Source organism: Paenibacillus sp. W4I10 (assembly GCF_030816325.1).
In the GTDB taxonomy this organism is placed as follows: Bacteria; Bacillota; Bacilli; order Paenibacillales; family Paenibacillaceae; genus Paenibacillus; species Paenibacillus amylolyticus_B.
The window spans coordinates 2218616-2236823 of the sequence record NZ_JAUSXX010000001.1 but is presented as its reverse complement, the minus strand read 5'-3'; the positions used below and the strand labels follow the sequence as shown (position 1 = coordinate 2236823).

The 18208-nt window shown below is 45.0% G+C and carries 12 protein-coding genes; 10 read left to right on the top strand and 2 right to left on the bottom strand.

Annotated features, from left to right (window positions below; translation table 11 throughout):
- The first annotated feature begins 159 nt into the window (after positions 1-159).
- Positions 160-1011, top strand: coding sequence for an aldo/keto reductase (locus tag QF049_RS09885; RefSeq protein ID WP_307536989.1), 852 nt, complete (start codon positions 160-162; stop codon positions 1009-1011).
- Between the two features lie 133 nt (positions 1012-1144).
- Here the strand turns inward: QF049_RS09885 and QF049_RS09880 are convergent, their stop codons facing one another.
- Positions 1145-2113, bottom strand: a complete 969-nt coding sequence (locus QF049_RS09880) for a bile acid:sodium symporter family protein (protein WP_047842786.1) — start codon at positions 2111-2113, stop codon at positions 1145-1147.
- Positions 2114-2248: 135 nt separating this feature from the next.
- Here QF049_RS09880 and QF049_RS09875 point away from each other — a divergent pair, with 135 nt between their 5' ends.
- The 6 genes from QF049_RS09875 to QF049_RS09850 all read left to right on the top strand — a co-directional run bounded on the left by QF049_RS09875 (position 2249) and on the right by QF049_RS09850 (position 10555).
- Positions 2249-2725 carry a DUF6376 family protein gene (locus QF049_RS09875; RefSeq protein WP_307536987.1) on the top strand — a complete coding sequence of 159 codons (477 nt, stop codon included), beginning with the start codon at positions 2249-2251 and terminating at the stop codon, positions 2723-2725.
- Positions 2726-3047: 322 nt separating this feature from the next.
- Positions 3048-3803, top strand: coding sequence for an SDR family NAD(P)-dependent oxidoreductase (locus QF049_RS09870; protein WP_307536985.1), 756 nt, complete (start codon positions 3048-3050; stop codon positions 3801-3803).
- A 486-nt stretch (positions 3804-4289) separates the two neighbouring features.
- Positions 4290-5087 (top strand): sulfite exporter TauE/SafE family protein, encoded by a 798-nt coding sequence (locus QF049_RS09865; RefSeq protein ID WP_091016659.1) that lies wholly within the window; start codon positions 4290-4292, stop codon positions 5085-5087.
- Positions 5088-5274: 187 nt separating this feature from the next.
- Positions 5275-7656: a polyprenyl synthetase family protein gene (locus QF049_RS09860; RefSeq protein WP_307536983.1), complete on the top strand. Its 2382-nt coding sequence runs from the start codon at positions 5275-5277 to the stop codon at positions 7654-7656.
- Between the two features lie 270 nt (positions 7657-7926).
- A complete protein-coding gene (locus tag QF049_RS09855; RefSeq protein WP_307536981.1) occupies positions 7927-8898 on the top strand; it encodes a PAS domain-containing protein in 972 nt (323 codons plus the stop codon).
- A gap of 58 nt (positions 8899-8956) precedes the next feature.
- A complete protein-coding gene (locus tag QF049_RS09850) occupies positions 8957-10555 on the top strand; it encodes a PAS domain-containing hybrid sensor histidine kinase/response regulator (RefSeq protein ID WP_307536979.1) in 1599 nt (532 codons plus the stop codon).
- Positions 10556-10647: 92 nt separating this feature from the next.
- Here QF049_RS09850 and QF049_RS09845 read toward each other — a convergent pair whose 3' ends face one another.
- Positions 10648-12414, bottom strand: a complete 1767-nt coding sequence (locus QF049_RS09845; RefSeq protein WP_307536977.1) for an ABC transporter substrate-binding protein — start codon at positions 12412-12414, stop codon at positions 10648-10650.
- A 329-nt stretch (positions 12415-12743) separates the two neighbouring features.
- On the opposite strand from QF049_RS09845, the gene QF049_RS09840 reads away from it, so the two are divergent.
- From QF049_RS09840 to QF049_RS09830, 3 genes are all read left to right on the top strand, one after another.
- Positions 12744-13979, top strand: coding sequence for an MDR family MFS transporter (locus tag QF049_RS09840; protein WP_307536975.1), 1236 nt, complete (start codon positions 12744-12746; stop codon positions 13977-13979).
- A 602-nt stretch (positions 13980-14581) separates the two neighbouring features.
- Positions 14582-16327 (top strand): ABC transporter ATP-binding protein, encoded by a 1746-nt coding sequence (locus QF049_RS09835; RefSeq protein WP_307536973.1) that lies wholly within the window; start codon positions 14582-14584, stop codon positions 16325-16327.
- Positions 16324-18093, top strand: coding sequence for an ABC transporter ATP-binding protein (locus QF049_RS09830; RefSeq protein WP_307536971.1), 1770 nt, complete (start codon positions 16324-16326; stop codon positions 18091-18093). The genes QF049_RS09835 and QF049_RS09830 overlap by 4 nt, the downstream gene beginning before the upstream one ends.
- Positions 18094-18208: the final 115 nt, after the last annotated feature.

The following is an 18208-nucleotide window of genomic DNA, read 5'->3' as shown; positions in this document are numbered from 1 at the left end:
CCTTGTGAAAAAATATATTAGAGTGCTTGACTTCGTGTAACACGAAGGAGCTAGGGTTATTGTAACGCAAGTCGGACGGAAGTGGAATCCCGCTTAGTTGCAGGATTCCGGCATACGTAGCCGGTTGCGATTCACATTTGAACCTTAGGAGGAGTTAATATGCAAACGGTAACCTTAAATAATGGAGTGAAAATGCCGATCATCGGCTTTGGTGTCTATCAAGTTCCCGATGCGGATGAATGCGAGAATACGGTATATGAAGCATTGAAGGCCGGTTACCGCCTGATTGATACCGCCGCCGGATATCTGAACGAAGAAGCGGTTGGACGTGCAATTAAACGCAGTGGCATACCGCGGGAAGAACTGTTCATCACGACCAAGCTTTGGATTCAGGATGCAGGATACGAAAGTGCCAAGCGGGCGTTTGCCAAATCGTTAAGTAAGCTGCAGCTCGATTATCTGGATATGTACCTCATTCACATGCCGTTTGGTGATTACTACGGCGCATGGCGTGCGATGGAAGAACTATACCGTGAGGGCAAGATCAGGGCTATCGGTGTCAGTAACTTCCTACCTGACCGCCTGATGGACCTCATCGTCCACAACGAAGTTGTGCCTGTCATCAATCAGATCGAAACTCATCCGTTTCAACAGCAGGTCGACAGCGCTGTTTTCATGAAAGAACAGGGGATACAGCACCAGTCATGGTCCCCGTTCGCCGAAGGTCGCAACAATTTGTTCAGCAACGAAGTCCTGGTTTCCATTGCTGAGAAACATAACAAATCCGTCGCCCAGGTTGTACTGCGCTGGCTGGTGCAGCGGGATGTTGTTGTTATTCCAAAATCAGTACGCAAAGAGCGGCTTATCGAGAACTTCGATATTTTCGACTTTGTACTAAGCCAGGAAGAGATTGCAACCATTTCCACGCTGGATACCAAGGAAAGTCTATTCATGAAGATTGACGACCCTGAAGTTGCCAAGATGCTAGGTAATATGAAAGTGGATTTGTAAAAACAGAAACGAATGACTAGATTTACGAAGCGTAGCGGTATCGTAGCGGTATCGTAGCGATATTAGTAATCATAGCAATTCAAATCAAAACGCCGACAATCATGTCGGCGTTTTTTAATAATCCAATACTTTGTTAGGCCGCAGATGTCTTATCTGACTTATGCAGAAGCTGAGAGCGACGACCGAGCAGATAACCTGTCAGTGAAGCAAGCATCTGTTGAAATACCATGCCAAGCACAACCGGGACAGCAACAGGTGGCGGAAAATATGAAACAGCGAGTACTGCACCTGCGCTAATATTACGCATGCCTCCATTGAACACCAGAGCGACCTGATCGGCCTCGTTCCAGCCCAGCAATCGGGCGATGAAGTAACTTAGCGCATAACCGAATGATGCCAGGAAAATAATGATGACCGCAAGACCAGCCAACTTCCAGTTGAAATCAGCCAAGTAGGGCGCAACGACAGATCCGTTAATCGCAACGACTGATGCCATGAATAATTTGGATAACGGATTCAACCTTGGTCCCCAGACCGGGACAATGGCGCCTTTGGTCCACTCATTCAGCAGCATACCGAGCAGGGATGGCACCACAATCATCCAGAACAGACTGCTCATCATGGCTGCTGTGTCCAGTGTGACACTGGTTCCGATTAACAGGGATAACACCCCGGGCACTACGAAAGGAGCAAGCATGGTATCAATCAGGATGATGGATAGCGTAAGTGCGATATTGCCCCGATATATGCTGACCCAGATGAAGCTGCTTATTCCTGTCGGAATCACGGCTGCCAGAACAAGTCCTGTTATGGTGTACGCATCTGTAGGGAAAACCAGATGACCCATACCAAGAGCAATTAGAGGCATCGCCAAATGCAAAATAAACAGACATACAAACAAGGGGAACGGCTTCTTCAGCACGTTCACAAAATCCCGTATCCCAAGACTGATACTTCCAGCGAACGTCATGAACGCAAAAAGCCAAGGGGATAAAAAGGTATAAGAAGAAAGAAAACTCCCGCATAACACGCCAATAATAATACTGATTGGGGTAATCAGTGGCATGATGCGGTTCAAGCGTTGGTTCAAGGCTTGAAGCATAATCATGACATCCCTTTACCGTGTGATTTTACTATTATACATGTTAATAACGCTGGCTGCAGACCCATTTGCAATGCAGCAGTCTGAACAGGTATCATGGACTTGGAACAAGGATTCCGATTAGGAGAAGGGGAGATGATCATGTTTATAAGAAAAAGAAAGCACACATTAATGATGACAGGCCTTATTGCATCAAGTATTCTGCTGATATCAGCCTGTTCTGTCGTGGAACAAGCCAATCAAAGTTTAAATTATGTGAGTGGGGCTACTGATTATATAGAACAGGTATCAAACGCCGGGGCTGATCTACAAGAGCTTGCATCGGGCGCGGTGAATAATCCAGAGATAACAACGCAGATTCAGGAGAAAATCGATCTGATTCAAGCAGAAGCAAGCGAATTTTCTCAGCTTACGGCACCAGCGATCGGAGAAAGCATTCATGAGAATCTGGTTAGTTACAATACTCAATTAACAGAAGTTGTGGACAATTTCGAGAATTCAATTGCAGAGCAAGGTTTTACGGCAGAAAATTGGGAGAAGACAGGCATTCCTGAACTGATCACCAACATTAATAATTTAAAAGATCCGCTTAGCGGACTTCAGGGTGAATAAGTTGAATTGATCTTAGCACCTTAGACAATCAGTTTGTAATCGAATACTTGAGAAGGGCGAGATATCGGAATGATTGAATTACCGTTATGCTCGCTTTTTTATTTTCCGAAAACTCATGTATATTTAATATCACAGGAGCTAGACTAATTCATGTAAATAGGAGATGTATATGACATTTATCTCATATTTATGTGAAGATGATCTATGGTTTGACAAGGTTGGGACAGAGGCGTATGATAAGTATATAAGTTAATAAAGTATAGTTACTTACTATAAGTTTAGAACTGCGCCTAAATATATTTTGCCAAAGGAGAACGGAGTCATGACTCAACACAATGGAAAAGTAATCATTATTACAGGTGGAGCAAGTGGTATTGGTAAAGAGACAGCACTTCAACTTTCGGATCAAGGTGCGACTATTGTGGTCGCTGACTATAATGAAGACGGAGCGAAGAAGCTTGCGGCAGAGATTGAAGCAGCAGGCGGAACAGCGGGCGCGTACAAAGTGGATGTATCCAAAGGGGACGAGATCAAAGCCCTGATCGACTGGACCGTAGAGCAATATGGTACGTTAAGCGGTATTTTCAATAACGCAGGCATTGGACTTGTGAAGCCATTTCTGGAGATGGACCCGGAATCCTATCACAGAGTCATTGATGTAGATCAGCACAGTGTATACTACGGTATGTATTATGGCGCGAAAAAAATGGTTGAATTAAATGTACAAGGTACTATTGTAAATACAGCTTCGATCTATGGAAGTGTTGCTGCAGTAGGCAGCTTCAACTACAACGCAGCCAAGGCTGCTGTTGTTATGATGTCCAAATCCGGTGCTTTGGAACTTGCTGAGCATGGAATTCGTGTAGTTGGTGTAGCACCTGGCTTTATCGAAACACCGATTCTGGGTGATGACCAAGCCATGAAGGATGCGCTTGCTACTCAACATATGCGTGGAGAGCTTATTCAACCGGAGAAAGTAGCCAGTGTGGTTACATTCCTGTTCAGTGATGCAGCAAGCGCAATGAACGGTACAACCGTAGCCGTAGATGATGGATTCCTCAGCTTCAAAACCAAATAAGTACCCTTTTATAATCAAGGCAACTCATCTCAAAAAACAGAAAAAAACGGTGCAGAACGATTTATTCGTTTTGCACCGTTTTTTTATTTTCATTATAAAGTAATCGTAGCATGTGAGATGGAAATAAGTTTGTCGAATCATCCCGAAATTTCAGAGATCGTGATACAATTAACAAGGCTATAGCTTTTTATCATTTTGTGGTGTCATATACAATTCGAACTCCGAGAGAGCCATAACTCTCTTCTTTGTAATGACATTGAGAACAGGTTTTGGTCGAACATAACGCATCGTTATGAACTTGTAATTTTTCGTTGCACTGTGGACATTTATTTTCAAAAAGAGTCTTCAACACGTTAAACATGCTTAATCACTCATTTCGGATTAATTTACTTGGTTTTAATTATAACGGATAATATTCGCTGTGTATAGCACTTTTGAGTGATATCGAAATGAGATTTATATTGCACGAAAGGAAGCGCATAACCGATGGATCTTCTGCTTTTTGTCATCATGTTTATACTGGGTCTGGTCGGTTCATTCTTCTCCGGTTTGTTGGGTATTGGTGGGGCCATTATCAATTATCCGCTGCTGTTATATGTTCCATCCTGGATGGGACTGGAGCCATTCTCAGCACATCAGGTATCTTCGATCAGTATGTTTCAAGTGTTTTTCGCTTCACTTGCCGGTGTGGTTGCATTCCGCAGAAAAGTAAAGACGGGTAGAAGTGGTGGGGCAATCGTTCACCGCGGTTTGGTGCTGTACATGGGCTCCAGCATTCTTGCTGGCAGTCTGATCGGCGGGTTCATATCCGGTCATCTGGACGGAAGGGTTATTAATCTGATCTATGGCATTCTGGCGATCATGGCAATCGTGCTAATGCTCATTCCCGGAAAAGGAAAGCTTGATACCTCAGCACCACTGGTGTTTAATCGATGGATTGCAGCAGGCACTGCTTTTGCAGTAGGCATTGTATCAGGAATTGTTGGTGCGGGTGGTGCCTTTATCCTTATTCCCATCATGCTGACGATTCTCAACATCCCCGTACGAACGACGATTGCTTCTTCACTGGCGATTGTATTTATCTCCGCTATTGGCGGCGTTATAGGGAAAATTACGGGTGGAGACATTCCGATGGAACCCATCATCTATACGGTGATCGGCAGTTTGCTCGGGGCATCCCTTGGTTCACGGGTTAGTTCGATGATCAATGTGAGGGTACTTCGATATGCATTAATCGTACTTATCGCCATCACAGCGGTCAAAGTCTGGTCATCCATTCTGTAAAATCACGTATATGGGAATGAACAATGACGATTTCGTAACCAAACGGTTGGATCGCCGTATAAAGGTTATGAACATGAGCTGAAGCGTTGGATACACGATCAAATGAGTTCAGTTTTCGTCCATGGAGCACCTCATCTCCTTTCATGGATACATGTTTAACATTAATAGAATTTGAGGTATCCACCCTATGAATAACGTACTTACAGAACAGGCTGATGCAGGATATCGGCTAGCTGAGCAGAAAGCATCTCAGTATTTTACTTCTCTTAGGCAGCAACTTATGGATAATACGTATACGACAGCACTTACCCAAGATATTCATGTATGGCAAAAAAAACATATTCATCGTTTTGCCTGGCTTTCTCTTTTATCACCTAGCAAAAGAAAACCGGATCCCCGGGATGTTCATAGATATATCCATTGGCTGAATGCGACAGGAAAACTGGATGATTACCTGGATCGGAGTATCTCCTATATTTATATGCGGGATCTGGGGCAAGCCCTTGATTCTCCGGATACGCAGGCCCGAATTCAGCACATTGTCCAGAATACCAAAAAATACTTTATGGGCTCTGCCACTGGGCGCAAAGGACAGCCCGATTATATCAGTCTGGCTGCGTTGTACCGGTGGGGACAGAAGGAGCACATTGAAGCAGCTGTCATCTGGGTGATGAACAAATTAAAGAATGTAGCATCCAACATCCCGAAGGAGCTGGATGCAGAGCAGGCGCAGCGGAAGCTCATCAAGATCATTCTCGGCGTGGTTCTTCATGTGGACGATGAGATGAATGAGCAGACACCACCTGAAGAGCGTGCACGGAGATTTGATGCGGCGATCCGACTTGGTTATTCGTACGGTTTGACGTATCCATTTGTGGATGATCTGCTGGATTCTCAAGCATTGACTGTTCAGGAAAAAGAACAATATTCCCTGATGATACGCGATGCACTTCTTACCGGGGTCGTTCCTGATCTGGGGGATTGGAAAGGCAGCAACCTTGAAGTAATTGAATATGTACATGCCGAGCTTCGGGAAGCATTTGAGTACATCAAGAACTACCAGCATCCAGAGAAACAGCGCACGTTTTTAGAGCAATCCTATGTGTTCTTTCAGTCCCAGGAGATCGATCGGAACAAGAAATTAGCCAATGCGAATTATACCAATGAAGAATTGTACATTCCGATTATTATCAAATCTTCTTCTTCCCGATTAATCGTCCGGTCTGTTCTCAGTGCACCAGTGGATGAAGGATTTGATCTGCGGACGTTCTATTACGGGATATATAATCAGTTGGCCGATGATTTTGCCGATATGTTTGACGATATGGAAGAAGGGGCAGTAACTCCGTATACGTACTATTTGAAGTATCGAGATTTGCGTCCCGACTTGATTAATCCATATGAATTGTATTGGGCAGTCATCTCTCATCTAATCCATGATGTATATAACTCGGACGCCAAGACCCGCGAGGTCATACTGGATCGTGCCATTAACGGTCTGAAGCGTTGTAAAGAACGGTTGGGGCAGCAGAAATATGATGAAGTGATGTCGATCTTTGCCTTTGGGCAGCCTGAATTCAATCAACTGGTTCAACAGATGGTGCGAAAAGCAGATGACGTTGATTTCCTTGATAAATTGTTACGGGATCAGGTCGTGCTTCAATTGAAAAATGACAAGCAGGAGAAAGAGGAGTTCAAACAGACCATTCGAACGGTTCGCGAACAGATTAATGTGGAGTTGCAGATTGCCAAGCCCGGTGGCCTTCATGAGATGAAAGAAACACTGATCGATGCAGCTAACTACAGCTTGCAGGGAGACGGAAAAAGGCTACGTCCGATATTAACTTGGGTTATGGGCGTGCGCGAATATGGTCTACCTGAGTCATCCATCGTTCCGCTGCTAAGATCATTGGAGTACATGCATACCGCTTCCCTGATCTTTGATGATCTGCCTACGCAGGATAATGCTTCGACAAGACGTGGACGATCCACGCTGCACCAGGTACACAATAGCGCCACAGCAGAGCTTACGGGTCTGTTTCTCATTCAGAAGGCGATTGGAGAGCAATCCTCATTGAATCGCTTTGATGCGGCAACCGTGCTCACGCTCATTCAGTATTCGGCTGAAAAAGCAGAGGATATGTGTATGGGGCAGGCCATGGATCTGAACTCCAAAGGTAAGGCACTGACGCTTGAGCAGTTGAACATGATCTGTTTTTACAAAACAGGCATTGCCTTCGAAGCTGCCCTGGTCATGCCAGCGATACTTGCCCAAGTGAAGGAACCGGAGATGGCTACGCTGAAAAAGTTCGCTTATCATGCGGGGATCGCCTTCCAGATCAAGGACGACTTGCTGGATTTCGAGGGAAATCACCTCATTCTTGGGAAACCTTCAGGTCAGGATGAGCGGAACAACAATTCAACCTTTGTGTCCATTCTTGGTGATGAAGGCGCGAAAAAAGAGATGTGGGAGCATTATTGTCTTGCTACTGATGCATTGAACGAGATGCCGAAACCTATTCCCTTCTTGAGACATCTATTGGATTATCTTGTTGGTCGTGAGCGCTGACATATTTTTCTCGCGATTCCGCGCTGCATATGACTTATAATGATATATAGCGACAAAGGTCGGGAATCCATATTTATGGATTTCAGGCCTTGTTTGATTTTAAAGACACAAATCTCTTGAAAAGAGCCGTTTCAATGACTAAAATACGGGGTACTAAGCTGATATTATTGTTTTTAAACCGACTAATAGTTGTGGGAGAAACGATGTGCAACAAAATTGAAATTTCGACAATCTATATCTAGAGTTTATATACAAAAAGGAGAGCTTAAAATGCAGGTTCAAAAGGTCGACCATCATGAATTGTTTGAGCAGATTTATAACCAAGCGCCTATTGGAATTGCACTCGTAGCTCCGACAGGACAATGGATGAAAGTGAACCCGGCTTTTTGCTGTATGCTGGGTTTTACTAGTGAAGAATTGATGGATCTCAGCTACCAGGATATTACGCATCCGGATGATTCACCACAGGATCTGATCTATGTGTGTAAGCTGTTTGAAGGTGAGTCCAAAGAGTACAAATACGAAAAGCGCTATATCAAAAAAAATGGTGATGTAATGTGGAGTTCATTGCATATTTCTTTGGCTCGAAGCGAAATTACGAATGAACCTCTTTACTTCATTTGCCATATTATTGATATTACTGACCGTAAACTGTCCGAACAAAAGCTTCAACATAGTGAAGAGATGTTCAAACTTATTACGGATAATGCTCAGGAGATCATCTATATCGCCGATTCGGAGGGAGTTTGTCGATTCTGCTCACCCTCAGTCCAAAGTTTACTGGGTTATTCGCCAGAAGAAGTGATTGGCCAAAATAATTACGCATACTTTCACCCACAAGATCTGGAACGGATCTCACAGATGGACTTGACTAAAGGGAATCTGTTGAATGTCAGGGTCCGCCATAAAGATGGGCATTATCTTTGGTTTGAAACCACATACAAGGTCAATGGTGACGCTAAGCACGGACAGCAGATTCTTTCGATTGGACGAGATGTATCAGAGCGAAAGAAACATAAGGATATCAGTGCAGAGGCTGAACGCATCGCCTTAATTGGCAGTTGGGAATGGGATATGGTCAAAGACCAGATTGCACTTTCAGATCAGATCTTTAAGATTTTTGAACTTGAACGCATTCGTAAATCATATCGTGCAAGTGATGTTTTTAAAGTTATGAATTCCGCGCGACATAGCCTCTTTACAAGAACAAATCGAATGGGTAAAACAAGGAAAACCACTTGATTTTGAATACAAGCACATTAGCTCTGATGGAAGTGAGAAGTATCTTCACTTGCGCGGATTGATTACGCTCGATGAGAATCGTCAGCCAGTCCAGCTGAACGGAACATTACAGGATATCACTGAACGCAAACGCATCGAATTTAAATTGCAGGAATCTGTGGAGCGCTACACCTCGCTTAAGAAATATAATCATGACGCCATTATCTCGTTTAACATGGATGGTAATATTATGAATGCGAATCCAGTAGCGGTGAAAATGACGGGATGTCCCGTGGCTGGAATGATTGGCACAAGCATAAGCAGATTTATCGGAGCCAGTAATTTGAGTCTGATCCTGCGTAGTAATTATGAGATGGCTGAAAAGGAGATCAACGCTGTTCGTCACACGGATGGATCTGAGACAGAAGTCCTGGCTACGCTTGCTCCGATCATTATTAATAATTCCAATGTCGGGTTCTACCTGATTGCGAAGGATATTACGGAGCAGAAAAAACTGCTTGTGGCCAAAGAGACAGCCGAGAGAATGAATAAGGCCAAAAGTGAATTTTTGGCGATGATGAGCCATGAAATTCGCACACCGATGAACGGTGTAATTGGGATGACGGATCTGCTTCTGGATACCCCTGGACTTAGCGGGGAACAAAAGGAATATATCGAAATCATCCAGAAGAGTGGAGATTCCTTGCTGGCTATCATTAATGATATTCTTGATTTCTCCAAAATTGAGTCAGGCAAAACCGATCTGGTAGACGATCCTTTTGATCTCGCAGAAATCGTGACAGAGACCGTGCAAATCGTAAAACCATTGGCTCGCGTAAAGAAGTTGGACGTTCGTATGTGCATAGATGATGCCATTCCGACTCCGGTGTATGGTGATGCTTACCGTCTTAAACAGGTACTTACCAATATCATTGGCAACGCGGTTAAATTCACTTCAGAGGGCGGCGTGGAAATTGAAGTTCGGGTTAAGGAGCAGTGCGCCAATAACGTGCAGCTGTATTTTAAGGTGAAGGATTCAGGTATAGGGATTCCGCTTGAGAAAAGACAACAGTTGTTTGAGCCCTTCTACCAGCTGGATAACTTCATGACCCGCAAACCTCAAGGCACCGGTCTGGGGCTGGCGATCAGCAAGAAGCTGGTGGAGCTCATGCAGGGTGATATCTGGATCGAGGAATCGGATGAACCGGGTACAACATTTATATTTACTGCCTGCTTTAAATTAAACAATAGTGAAGAGAGCAACAGGTTTGATCAGCTACAGAAAAAGAACAGAACGGCATCTTTGCGGATTCTGATCGCGGAAGACAATGAGGTGAATCAGCTTGTCCTTAGCAGGATGATCGAGAAAAAAGGACACGTTGTAGATCATGTGGTGGACGGTGTTGAGGCCGTCGAGGCGGTCAAACACAATCCATATGATATTATCTTCATGGATGTGCATATGCCAAGGCTGGATGGATTCGAAGCTACAAAAATGATTAAAGAATTGAAGTCCTCTGAGGATTGTCCATATATTATTGCGGTTACTGCAAATGCCGTAAGGGGAGACATGGATAAATGTTTGAAGGCAGGCATGGATGCGTACGTAAGCAAACCGATTAAGATCGAATCCATTATGCACGCATTGGAGACCTATTACATCAAGTGTAATCTCTGAATGGACAAAAACTTGATCGGCAAGAGAGCCGCTAACTTATCAACGATAAGTTAGCGGCTTTTTGTTTTTGACTTCACTTATGAAAAGGATGCCTATGGATTTTTGATCCACAGTTTGGAGATGTCCATATATCCGAATTCCGCTGTCTGCATGCCGAAGATGCTCTGATCCAGCTCAGCTTGCTTGTTCATGTGACAGCCATGCAAGATCCAACAGTGATCACGCAGTAAAGCTTCCGCTTCATCCAAGAGTGCCGTACGGTCTGCACGATGGAGCTGGGCGAAATGATCCAGTAAGTCATCCAACTGAGATTGAAATGCAGGAGACATGCACATATGAAAATGATTAGACAGGTTTTTGAAAAAATGAATCATGCCGTACTGCCAGTCTTCCTCCAGGATCTCTTCAGCCAGGATCAATTGCGCGTTCGTTGTTTCCTGTGAATTGAAATAATCCACAACGGCCTGCATGCTGATGTTCAGACCGATGGACTGCGCACGACACTGGAACCATTCCGCAACGTCTGAATCCTTATTATGCTTATACGATAATGTTATCGTCTCACCCTGGTACCCACAGCTATAGAGTAAATCACGAGCAGATTCAAGAGAGGCAGCTGTCCAGTCTTGGGCTGCACTTCTCCAGGGCAGGAAGCTGCTGGCTGGTGTGATCCGATTCCCACCGAGATCCTGGACAAGCGCGACAGAATCATAGACGATACGCAGGGCTTGTCGAAATAAGGGATGATGATGGATGCCTTCCTTGTGAAAATTGAACAGCATATACTGACAACCCAGTGCCGGATAATTGATGCTATTCGTGTGATCACAACCAGTTGCCAGACTCAATCGATCTGTTCCCGGTAGCTCATAGTAGCGATCATTCGGACTTAGGTCAGGCACAAACCAGAAATGGACTTGATCCAGATGTGGCCGGATGCCGTAGTACGCATCAAAAGCGGCAAGCTCCAGCACATCTTCATTCTGCTCTGTGATCTGAAAAGGACCGGTACCTATCAAGGTACTGGCTACATTGTAATCGTAGGGCAAGATCGTCATCCGAATACAACTGAACAGATGCAAGAAGAAGCGATTAGGACGATGTAGAACAAACTTGATGCAGTAATCGCCAGCAGTTTCCGCACGTTCGATATCCCGATACAACCAGATGGAGGGACTATTCACATCAATCAATCGTTGCAAAGTCGCCTGTACATCCCGGGACGTCATAACACGACCGTTGTGGAAACGTACACCTTTCCGGAGATAGAAGGTCCATAAGCGATGATCCTCGCTGCACTCCCACATGTGAGCCAGAGCTGGCAGGAATGATTCCGTCTTGGCATCATAAGTGATCAACGTATTACAGATCTGGCTCAGCAGATAGGTTTCAAATGCAGTGTAGACAAAAGCAGGGTCCAGATCGCCCAACTGGCGTGACCTCATGATGCGCAGAATATCCTGACCAGAGGCAGTTTCATCGTGGCTGTGAAATCCCATCTGTTGATGAAGGGAGACCATGAGTTGTTCTCGCAGTGCATCATCCATCTGCACGTTTCCAATGAGTTCAATCGCGTCTTTCATTTTGCCTTTACCCAAAAGTTCCGTAAAACTCGCTTCCAGCGCATCATTCAAGCTACGCAGCATCGTTAACTCCGAATGATGTCCACGACCACGCCCAGGCTGCCAATGGATAAAGCCTTGTTCCTCCAATTTTCTGAGAATGAATTTCACATTACGAGGGGTGCAGCACAAGGCAGCGGACAGGCTATCGATCGTTACTGTTACAGGTTCATGAAGTTTGAATGAAAGTTGTTCGGCCCCAGCAAGTCTTATAAAGTGTGTATGTAGGGTATCCATGGTCATGACTCCTCTATTAAAGGTGAAAAGTGTGATCATATGTTTACACTTTTACTTCCCCCTTTTATCCTTACAATTATACATTAGTAGAAGTTGTTCAAAAAGTCCGCTTTTGATTACGAAAGATGCCTAAAGGCATCATCAGCATCGAATATGGAATTCAGCCGAAATGTCCGTTGCTCACGTAGTTTTCCCTACGCTCCGCTACTCCATTTCTAGCTTTATCCCATCTTCTCGTTACTGAAAAGCGAACTTTTTGAACACGAATTAGTAGAAGTTGTTCAAAAAGTTCGCTTTTGAAGCACTTAGAAAGAATAGGAGAAGTTCGCATGAAGCAATATTTAAGGCAAATTCACCCCTTGGCATGGACGATCATTATCGGAACCATGTTTGGACGTCTTGTGACGTCAATGAGTATCCCGTTTCTATCCATCTATCTGACACGTGTACTAGAGGCTACACCGACCCAGACCGGTATTACTGTGGCCGTTAGCTCGTTGGCAGGTGTAATGGTCAGCTTTTATGGAGGTTATATTTCGGACCGGATCGGGCGCAAAATCGTGATGTTAATCTCGGTATTTAGCTGGGCAGGTGTGTTTTTTATTTTTTCAGCAGCAGAGCATCTATGGGTGTTCTTTGTTGCCAATACGTTAAACGGATTATGCCGCGCAGTATTTGAGCCCACCTCCAGAGCGCTGTTATCGGATATTACTTCACCGGAGAACAAATTGCTGGTGTTTAACCTCAGATATGCTGCAATTAATCTCGGTGTAGTCTTTGGGCCAATTATCGGATTTCAGCTGGGATCATCTGAATCGACGTTTCCGTTTGTGATTTCCGGCTTGGTATACATAGCCTATGGACTTGTATTATTTCTGCAATTCAAGCTACAGCATGCCAATCTGCCAGAGCGTCATCAGGCAACTGCACCACGTTTGCGTGAAGCACTTATGACCACCGGTCGCGACCGGGTATTTCTGCCGGTATTAATCGGTACCACATTTTGTGTTCTGGGTTACGGGCACTTTAGTTCTACGTTGGCACAGTACTTGGCGAGGAGCCCGATCTTTGAAAATGGAAGCCAGATGTTCTCGTACATGCTTTCCCTGAATGCCGTGACGGTATTGATTATTCAGTATCCTCTTGTGCGAACATTCCGAAACTTTCCACCGCTGGTTCCGCTGATTGTGGGTAACCTGCTGGTCGCAACCAGTCTGATGATGGTCGGAATTGCTGAAGGTGTACTCCTGATGATGATGAGTGTCATACTATTTACCATTGGGGAAGTGCTGTTGTTCACCATGATGGATATGCTCATTGACCGGATTGCGAAGCCGGAATGGAAAGGAACGTATTTCGGTACCATCGGATTCAATAATATCGGTAGTGTCATTGCTCCTGTCATGGGAGGGGTGTTGTTAAGTCAATTTGGAGCGGAGAATGGGCTCGCTGTCTTTCTACCGATTGCGCTGACGACTGCTCTGGGAGTACCTTTTCTTCTGATCGCACATAGACGTCTTGTTGTTAGAGAGAAGCAAACAGAGCCTGCATCATTAAGTATGTAGCGAGAATTGAAAAGATTAATGCCATGAATTAAATAACAAATCAGTTAAAATTATCTTGACGGATGTTAGTCCAGCGAATACAATAAACAACAAATATGTGAAACGGGTGGGATGATGATTATGTTTATGCCTATACAGATTTCGAATCGATAACTGAATACGCATGAGCATAGTGACATTAATCCAATTTTTTGCAATGATCGCGTTGGGACAGTCATGTTTGTGCACCTCTGTCGTGGACGCTCATCATTATTGCGATGCAGAGGAGATACGGGAAATGCTTTGCATTTCATTCGATCTCTTTTGGCTACAAGCTGTAGATGAACATTAGTTCATCTATGGCTTTTTTGCATGCATTCCACCCAATTTGTTCACATGGAAAGGAGCGTTAGGAGCGCAATTTTTTAAAAAACTAACATGTTAAAAAGGAGAATGTACAATGATCAACTTACGTTCTACATATCAATTATGGGCGGGAAATCCCGATTTTAATGTCATTATGTATGACTCATCCTAGTGATCGCAAATTTGCTGTCGTTAAGATCATCAACAAATATGAATAGGCAAGAACAATTAAATAAACCGATAAAGAGGTGGGACCTGTGCCCAAAACAGAAAAACGCTCCATGTCATGGCTGCTGCGTTATCTGAAACCCGTTAAAGGACGGCTGGCCTTACTTTTAATCATGTTGCTCACATCAACGGGGCTTCAGCTTTTGAATCCACAGATTATCAAACGATTTATCGATACAGCAGCAAGTGGGGGAGTCCTCACCAATCTTGTTCAGCTCGCAGGAATATTTCTGGTTGTTGCCGTGTTTAATCAACTCATCACGGTAGCGGTCAGTTATTTGGGGAACGACGTGGCCTGGCGGGCCACGAATCAACTGCGCGGAGATCTGCTGAAGCACTGCCTGCGTCTTGATATGCGTTTTCATAATGTGAAAACACCTGGAGAGATGATTGAACGTGTGGATGGTGATGTAACGAGTATCTCCAATTTTTTTGCGATGTTTATTGTGCAAGTGATTGGGAGTTTTGTACTGCTGGCCGGGATTCTCGGGTTCATGTTCAGCGTCAACGTACCTATTGCTTTGGTTATGACCGTGTTCACATTGTTATCGATCCTGTTCATGGTGTTCATCCGAAATCTGGGCGTGGACTCTTCCAAAAATGAACGAGCGGCAAGTGCCTCTCTGTTTGGATTAATTGAAGAACGCATTGCCGGGATAGAAGATGTGCAAGCAAATGGTCATGTGCCCTATGTGATGAACCGCTTTTACCGCACGATGCGCACGGTATTCCGTAAGGGGAGAAAAGCCTGGCTGCTACGGGTTATTCCGTGGAATACCACTGTAGTTCTGTTCGCTCTGGCGGTCACTGCGGTTTTATTGTTGGGTGTGCATTACTATATGGAAGGTCTAATTAGTATCGGAACGTTATTTCTGATCTACCAATATACGCAGATGCTGAATGATCCGATTGAGATGCTTGGAGATCAGGTACAGGAGTTCCAAAAAGCAAAATCAGGCATGCTGCGCTCCAGAGAGCTGTTGTCCATGCAAAGTGTGATTGAAGAGGGTACAGAGGAGCAATTGCCGGAAGGACCTCTTGGTCTGGAATTCAGTCAGGTACACTTCAGTTATAACCAGGATAAACCGGTATTGCAGGACATTACTTTTGCCCTTAAGCCTGGTGAACGTCTGGGAATCATCGGTCGCACAGGTAGCGGTAAATCGAGTCTTAGTCGTGTTCTTCTCCGCCTGTACAATCTGGATCGGGGGACGATCCGTGTAGGCGGAACGGATATCACAAAGCTTTCGTTACAAGCGCTCTATCGCCGCGTTGGCATGGTGACACAGGATGTGCAATTGTTTGATGGCACGCTGCGTGACAATCTGACCCTGTTCAATGGGGATGTATCCGATCAGATGATCAAGGAGACGACGGATCGCCTTGGACTTAGCCAATGGATTAATTCACAACCAGAAGGACTTGATACGTATCTGGCTGCAGGTGGAGCTTCATTGTCGGCAGGGGAAGCACAGTTATTTGCCTTAACCCGCGTATTCCTGACCGAACCGAGTCTGGTTATTCTGGATGAGCCGTCGTCACGTCTAGATGCTGCGACCGAAGGTATGCTGCAATCTGCAATTGACCAGTTAATGAAACAATCCACAGGAGTCATCATTGCTCACCGACTGGCTACGCTGGAGAAAGTTGACCGGATTATGGTGCTCGGTGATGGGAAGGTACTGGAATTTGGAGCGAGAGAAGAACTTGCCAGTAACCCGGCATCTCACTATGCCAGACTGCTCATTACAGGCCGAGAGGAGGAATTGGCATGACTGTAGCAGGATTTATAGGCCGTTTGTTTCGATTCAGGCCTTTGTTATTTGTAATCAACGGATTGTTATGGTGTATATTTCACTCCTTGCCGCTAGCCATTGGTATTGGAATGCAATGGTTTTTTGATCGCACAACAGTGGGGTCAAATGACTACATGTGGCTTGCTGTGCCGCTTATCTTTATTGCTTTGGTCCGAATGGCACGGGTGGGCACATTTTTTGTAGCCTTCTATGCATGGGTTACGTATCTGTATCATGTTCAGGCGATTTTGCGAACCAACATGCTCGCAGCGATCATGCGCTGGCCTGGGCGTAATCTTCCGGCTTCACCAGGGGAGGCGATGAGTCGCTTTCGGGATGATGTCGATGAAGTCGTCGAGTATGTAGAATCATGGGTGGACTTCTGGGGACGACTTGTATTTGCTGTTGTGTCCATCGTCATTATGGCGAACATTAATTGGCAGATCACATTGGTTGCTGTGCTGCCATTGGTGGTCGTGACCTTACTTAACAACCTGTCCGGAAATCGGGCTCGAAAGTATGCACAGGTTAATCGTGAAGCGACTGGGCGAATTACCAGTTTTATTGCGGAAACGTTTGGAGCAGTGCAAGCCCTGAAACTGGGTCAGGCCGAAGAGAATGTCTCTTCACGTTTTAACCAGTTGAATGAGGATCGTCGTCAGGCTGCACTCCGAGACAATCTGTTTAAGCAGTGGATGAGATCAATGAATCAGCATGTGTTAAGTATTTGTACCGGACTGATTCTACTGATGTGTGCAGCCGAGATGAAAGCAGGGAATTTTACCGTAGGTGATTTTGCCTTATTCACGAGTTATCTGGCTAATATCGGATTTAGCATTTCACTGTTTGGTTATATGGTGTTTCAGCACAAAAGGCTCAAGGTATCCTATGATCGTATGCGTAAGCTATTCCGTCCAGGGGAAGAAGATCAGATCATGGATTCGAGGGAAATCTATCTGTATGAAGATCCGCCGGAGCTTGTAAGTGAACAGAGGGACCCTAAGGAGAAGTTGCAATCTCTTGAGGTAAATAAGCTGTCTTATCAATATCCGAATTCTGCAAATGGCATAGAAGAAATAAGTTTCCGTCTGAAACGTGGACAATTTCTTGTTATTACGGGACGGATCGGGTCAGGTAAATCAACGCTTGTACGCACACTTCTTGGACTGTTACCCAAGCAAAAAGGGGACATTCACTGGAATGGAGAAGCTGTTGATCCGGCCACGTTCCTGATGCCGCCTAGAGCAGCGTATACCCCACAAGTGCCAAGATTGTTCAGTGATACGTTGAAAGAAAATATCGTTCAGGGCAAACAGGGTAACACTGAGCAAGCCCTTGAAAAAGCCATTCGTCTGGCTGTGATGGAGAAGGATATCAAACATCTGGATCAGGGGCTTGAGACCCCGGTTGGTCCGAGAGGAGTCATGCTATCAGGCGGGCAGATTCAGCGCGCGGCCACAGGACGCATGTTAATGACGGAGGCGGACCTGTTTATCTTTGATGACCTGTCCAGTGCACTGGATGTGGAGACAGAACAACAAGTATGGGAAGGGCTTTTCCAAGAGCCGGATGTCACCTGCATCGCAGTTTCTCACCGCAGGGCAGCACTTTCCAAAGCAGATCACATTATCGTGATGAAAGATGGACGCATTGAAGCCGAGGGAAGCTTGGCCGAATTGCTTGCCACCAATGAAGAGATGCAGTTACTGTGGCAAGGGGAGCAAACCCCCGCCAAAGTCGGATAACTTTAAAAATTTAGAAAAGATAATAAGAAAGCAAAAAAGCCTTACAGACGACTCCTTGAAAGAGTACAGTCTGTAAGGCTTTTATCGTTATAACGAGTGGAACGATGGAATATTT

What these genes read in the sequence shown, in the direction of transcription:
- QF049_RS09885 (WP_307536989.1), top strand. Translation starts at nt 160, where the DNA reads ATGCAAACGGTAACCTTAAATAATGGAGTGAAAATGCCGATCATCGGC.
- QF049_RS09880 (WP_047842786.1), bottom strand. Translation starts at nt 2,113, where the DNA reads ATGCTTCAAGCCTTGAACCAACGCTTGAACCGCATCATGCCACTGATT.
- QF049_RS09875 (WP_307536987.1), top strand. Translation starts at nt 2,249, where the DNA reads ATGATCATGTTTATAAGAAAAAGAAAGCACACATTAATGATGACAGGC.
- QF049_RS09870 (WP_307536985.1), top strand. Translation starts at nt 3,048, where the DNA reads ATGACTCAACACAATGGAAAAGTAATCATTATTACAGGTGGAGCAAGT.
- QF049_RS09865 (WP_091016659.1), top strand. Translation starts at nt 4,290, where the DNA reads ATGGATCTTCTGCTTTTTGTCATCATGTTTATACTGGGTCTGGTCGGT.
- QF049_RS09860 (WP_307536983.1), top strand. Translation starts at nt 5,275, where the DNA reads ATGAATAACGTACTTACAGAACAGGCTGATGCAGGATATCGGCTAGCT.
- QF049_RS09855 (WP_307536981.1), top strand. Translation starts at nt 7,927, where the DNA reads ATGCAGGTTCAAAAGGTCGACCATCATGAATTGTTTGAGCAGATTTAT.
- QF049_RS09845 (WP_307536977.1), bottom strand. Translation starts at nt 12,414, where the DNA reads ATGGATACCCTACATACACACTTTATAAGACTTGCTGGGGCCGAACAA.
- QF049_RS09840 (WP_307536975.1), top strand. Translation starts at nt 12,744, where the DNA reads ATGAAGCAATATTTAAGGCAAATTCACCCCTTGGCATGGACGATCATT.
- QF049_RS09830 (WP_307536971.1), top strand. Translation starts at nt 16,324, where the DNA reads ATGACTGTAGCAGGATTTATAGGCCGTTTGTTTCGATTCAGGCCTTTG.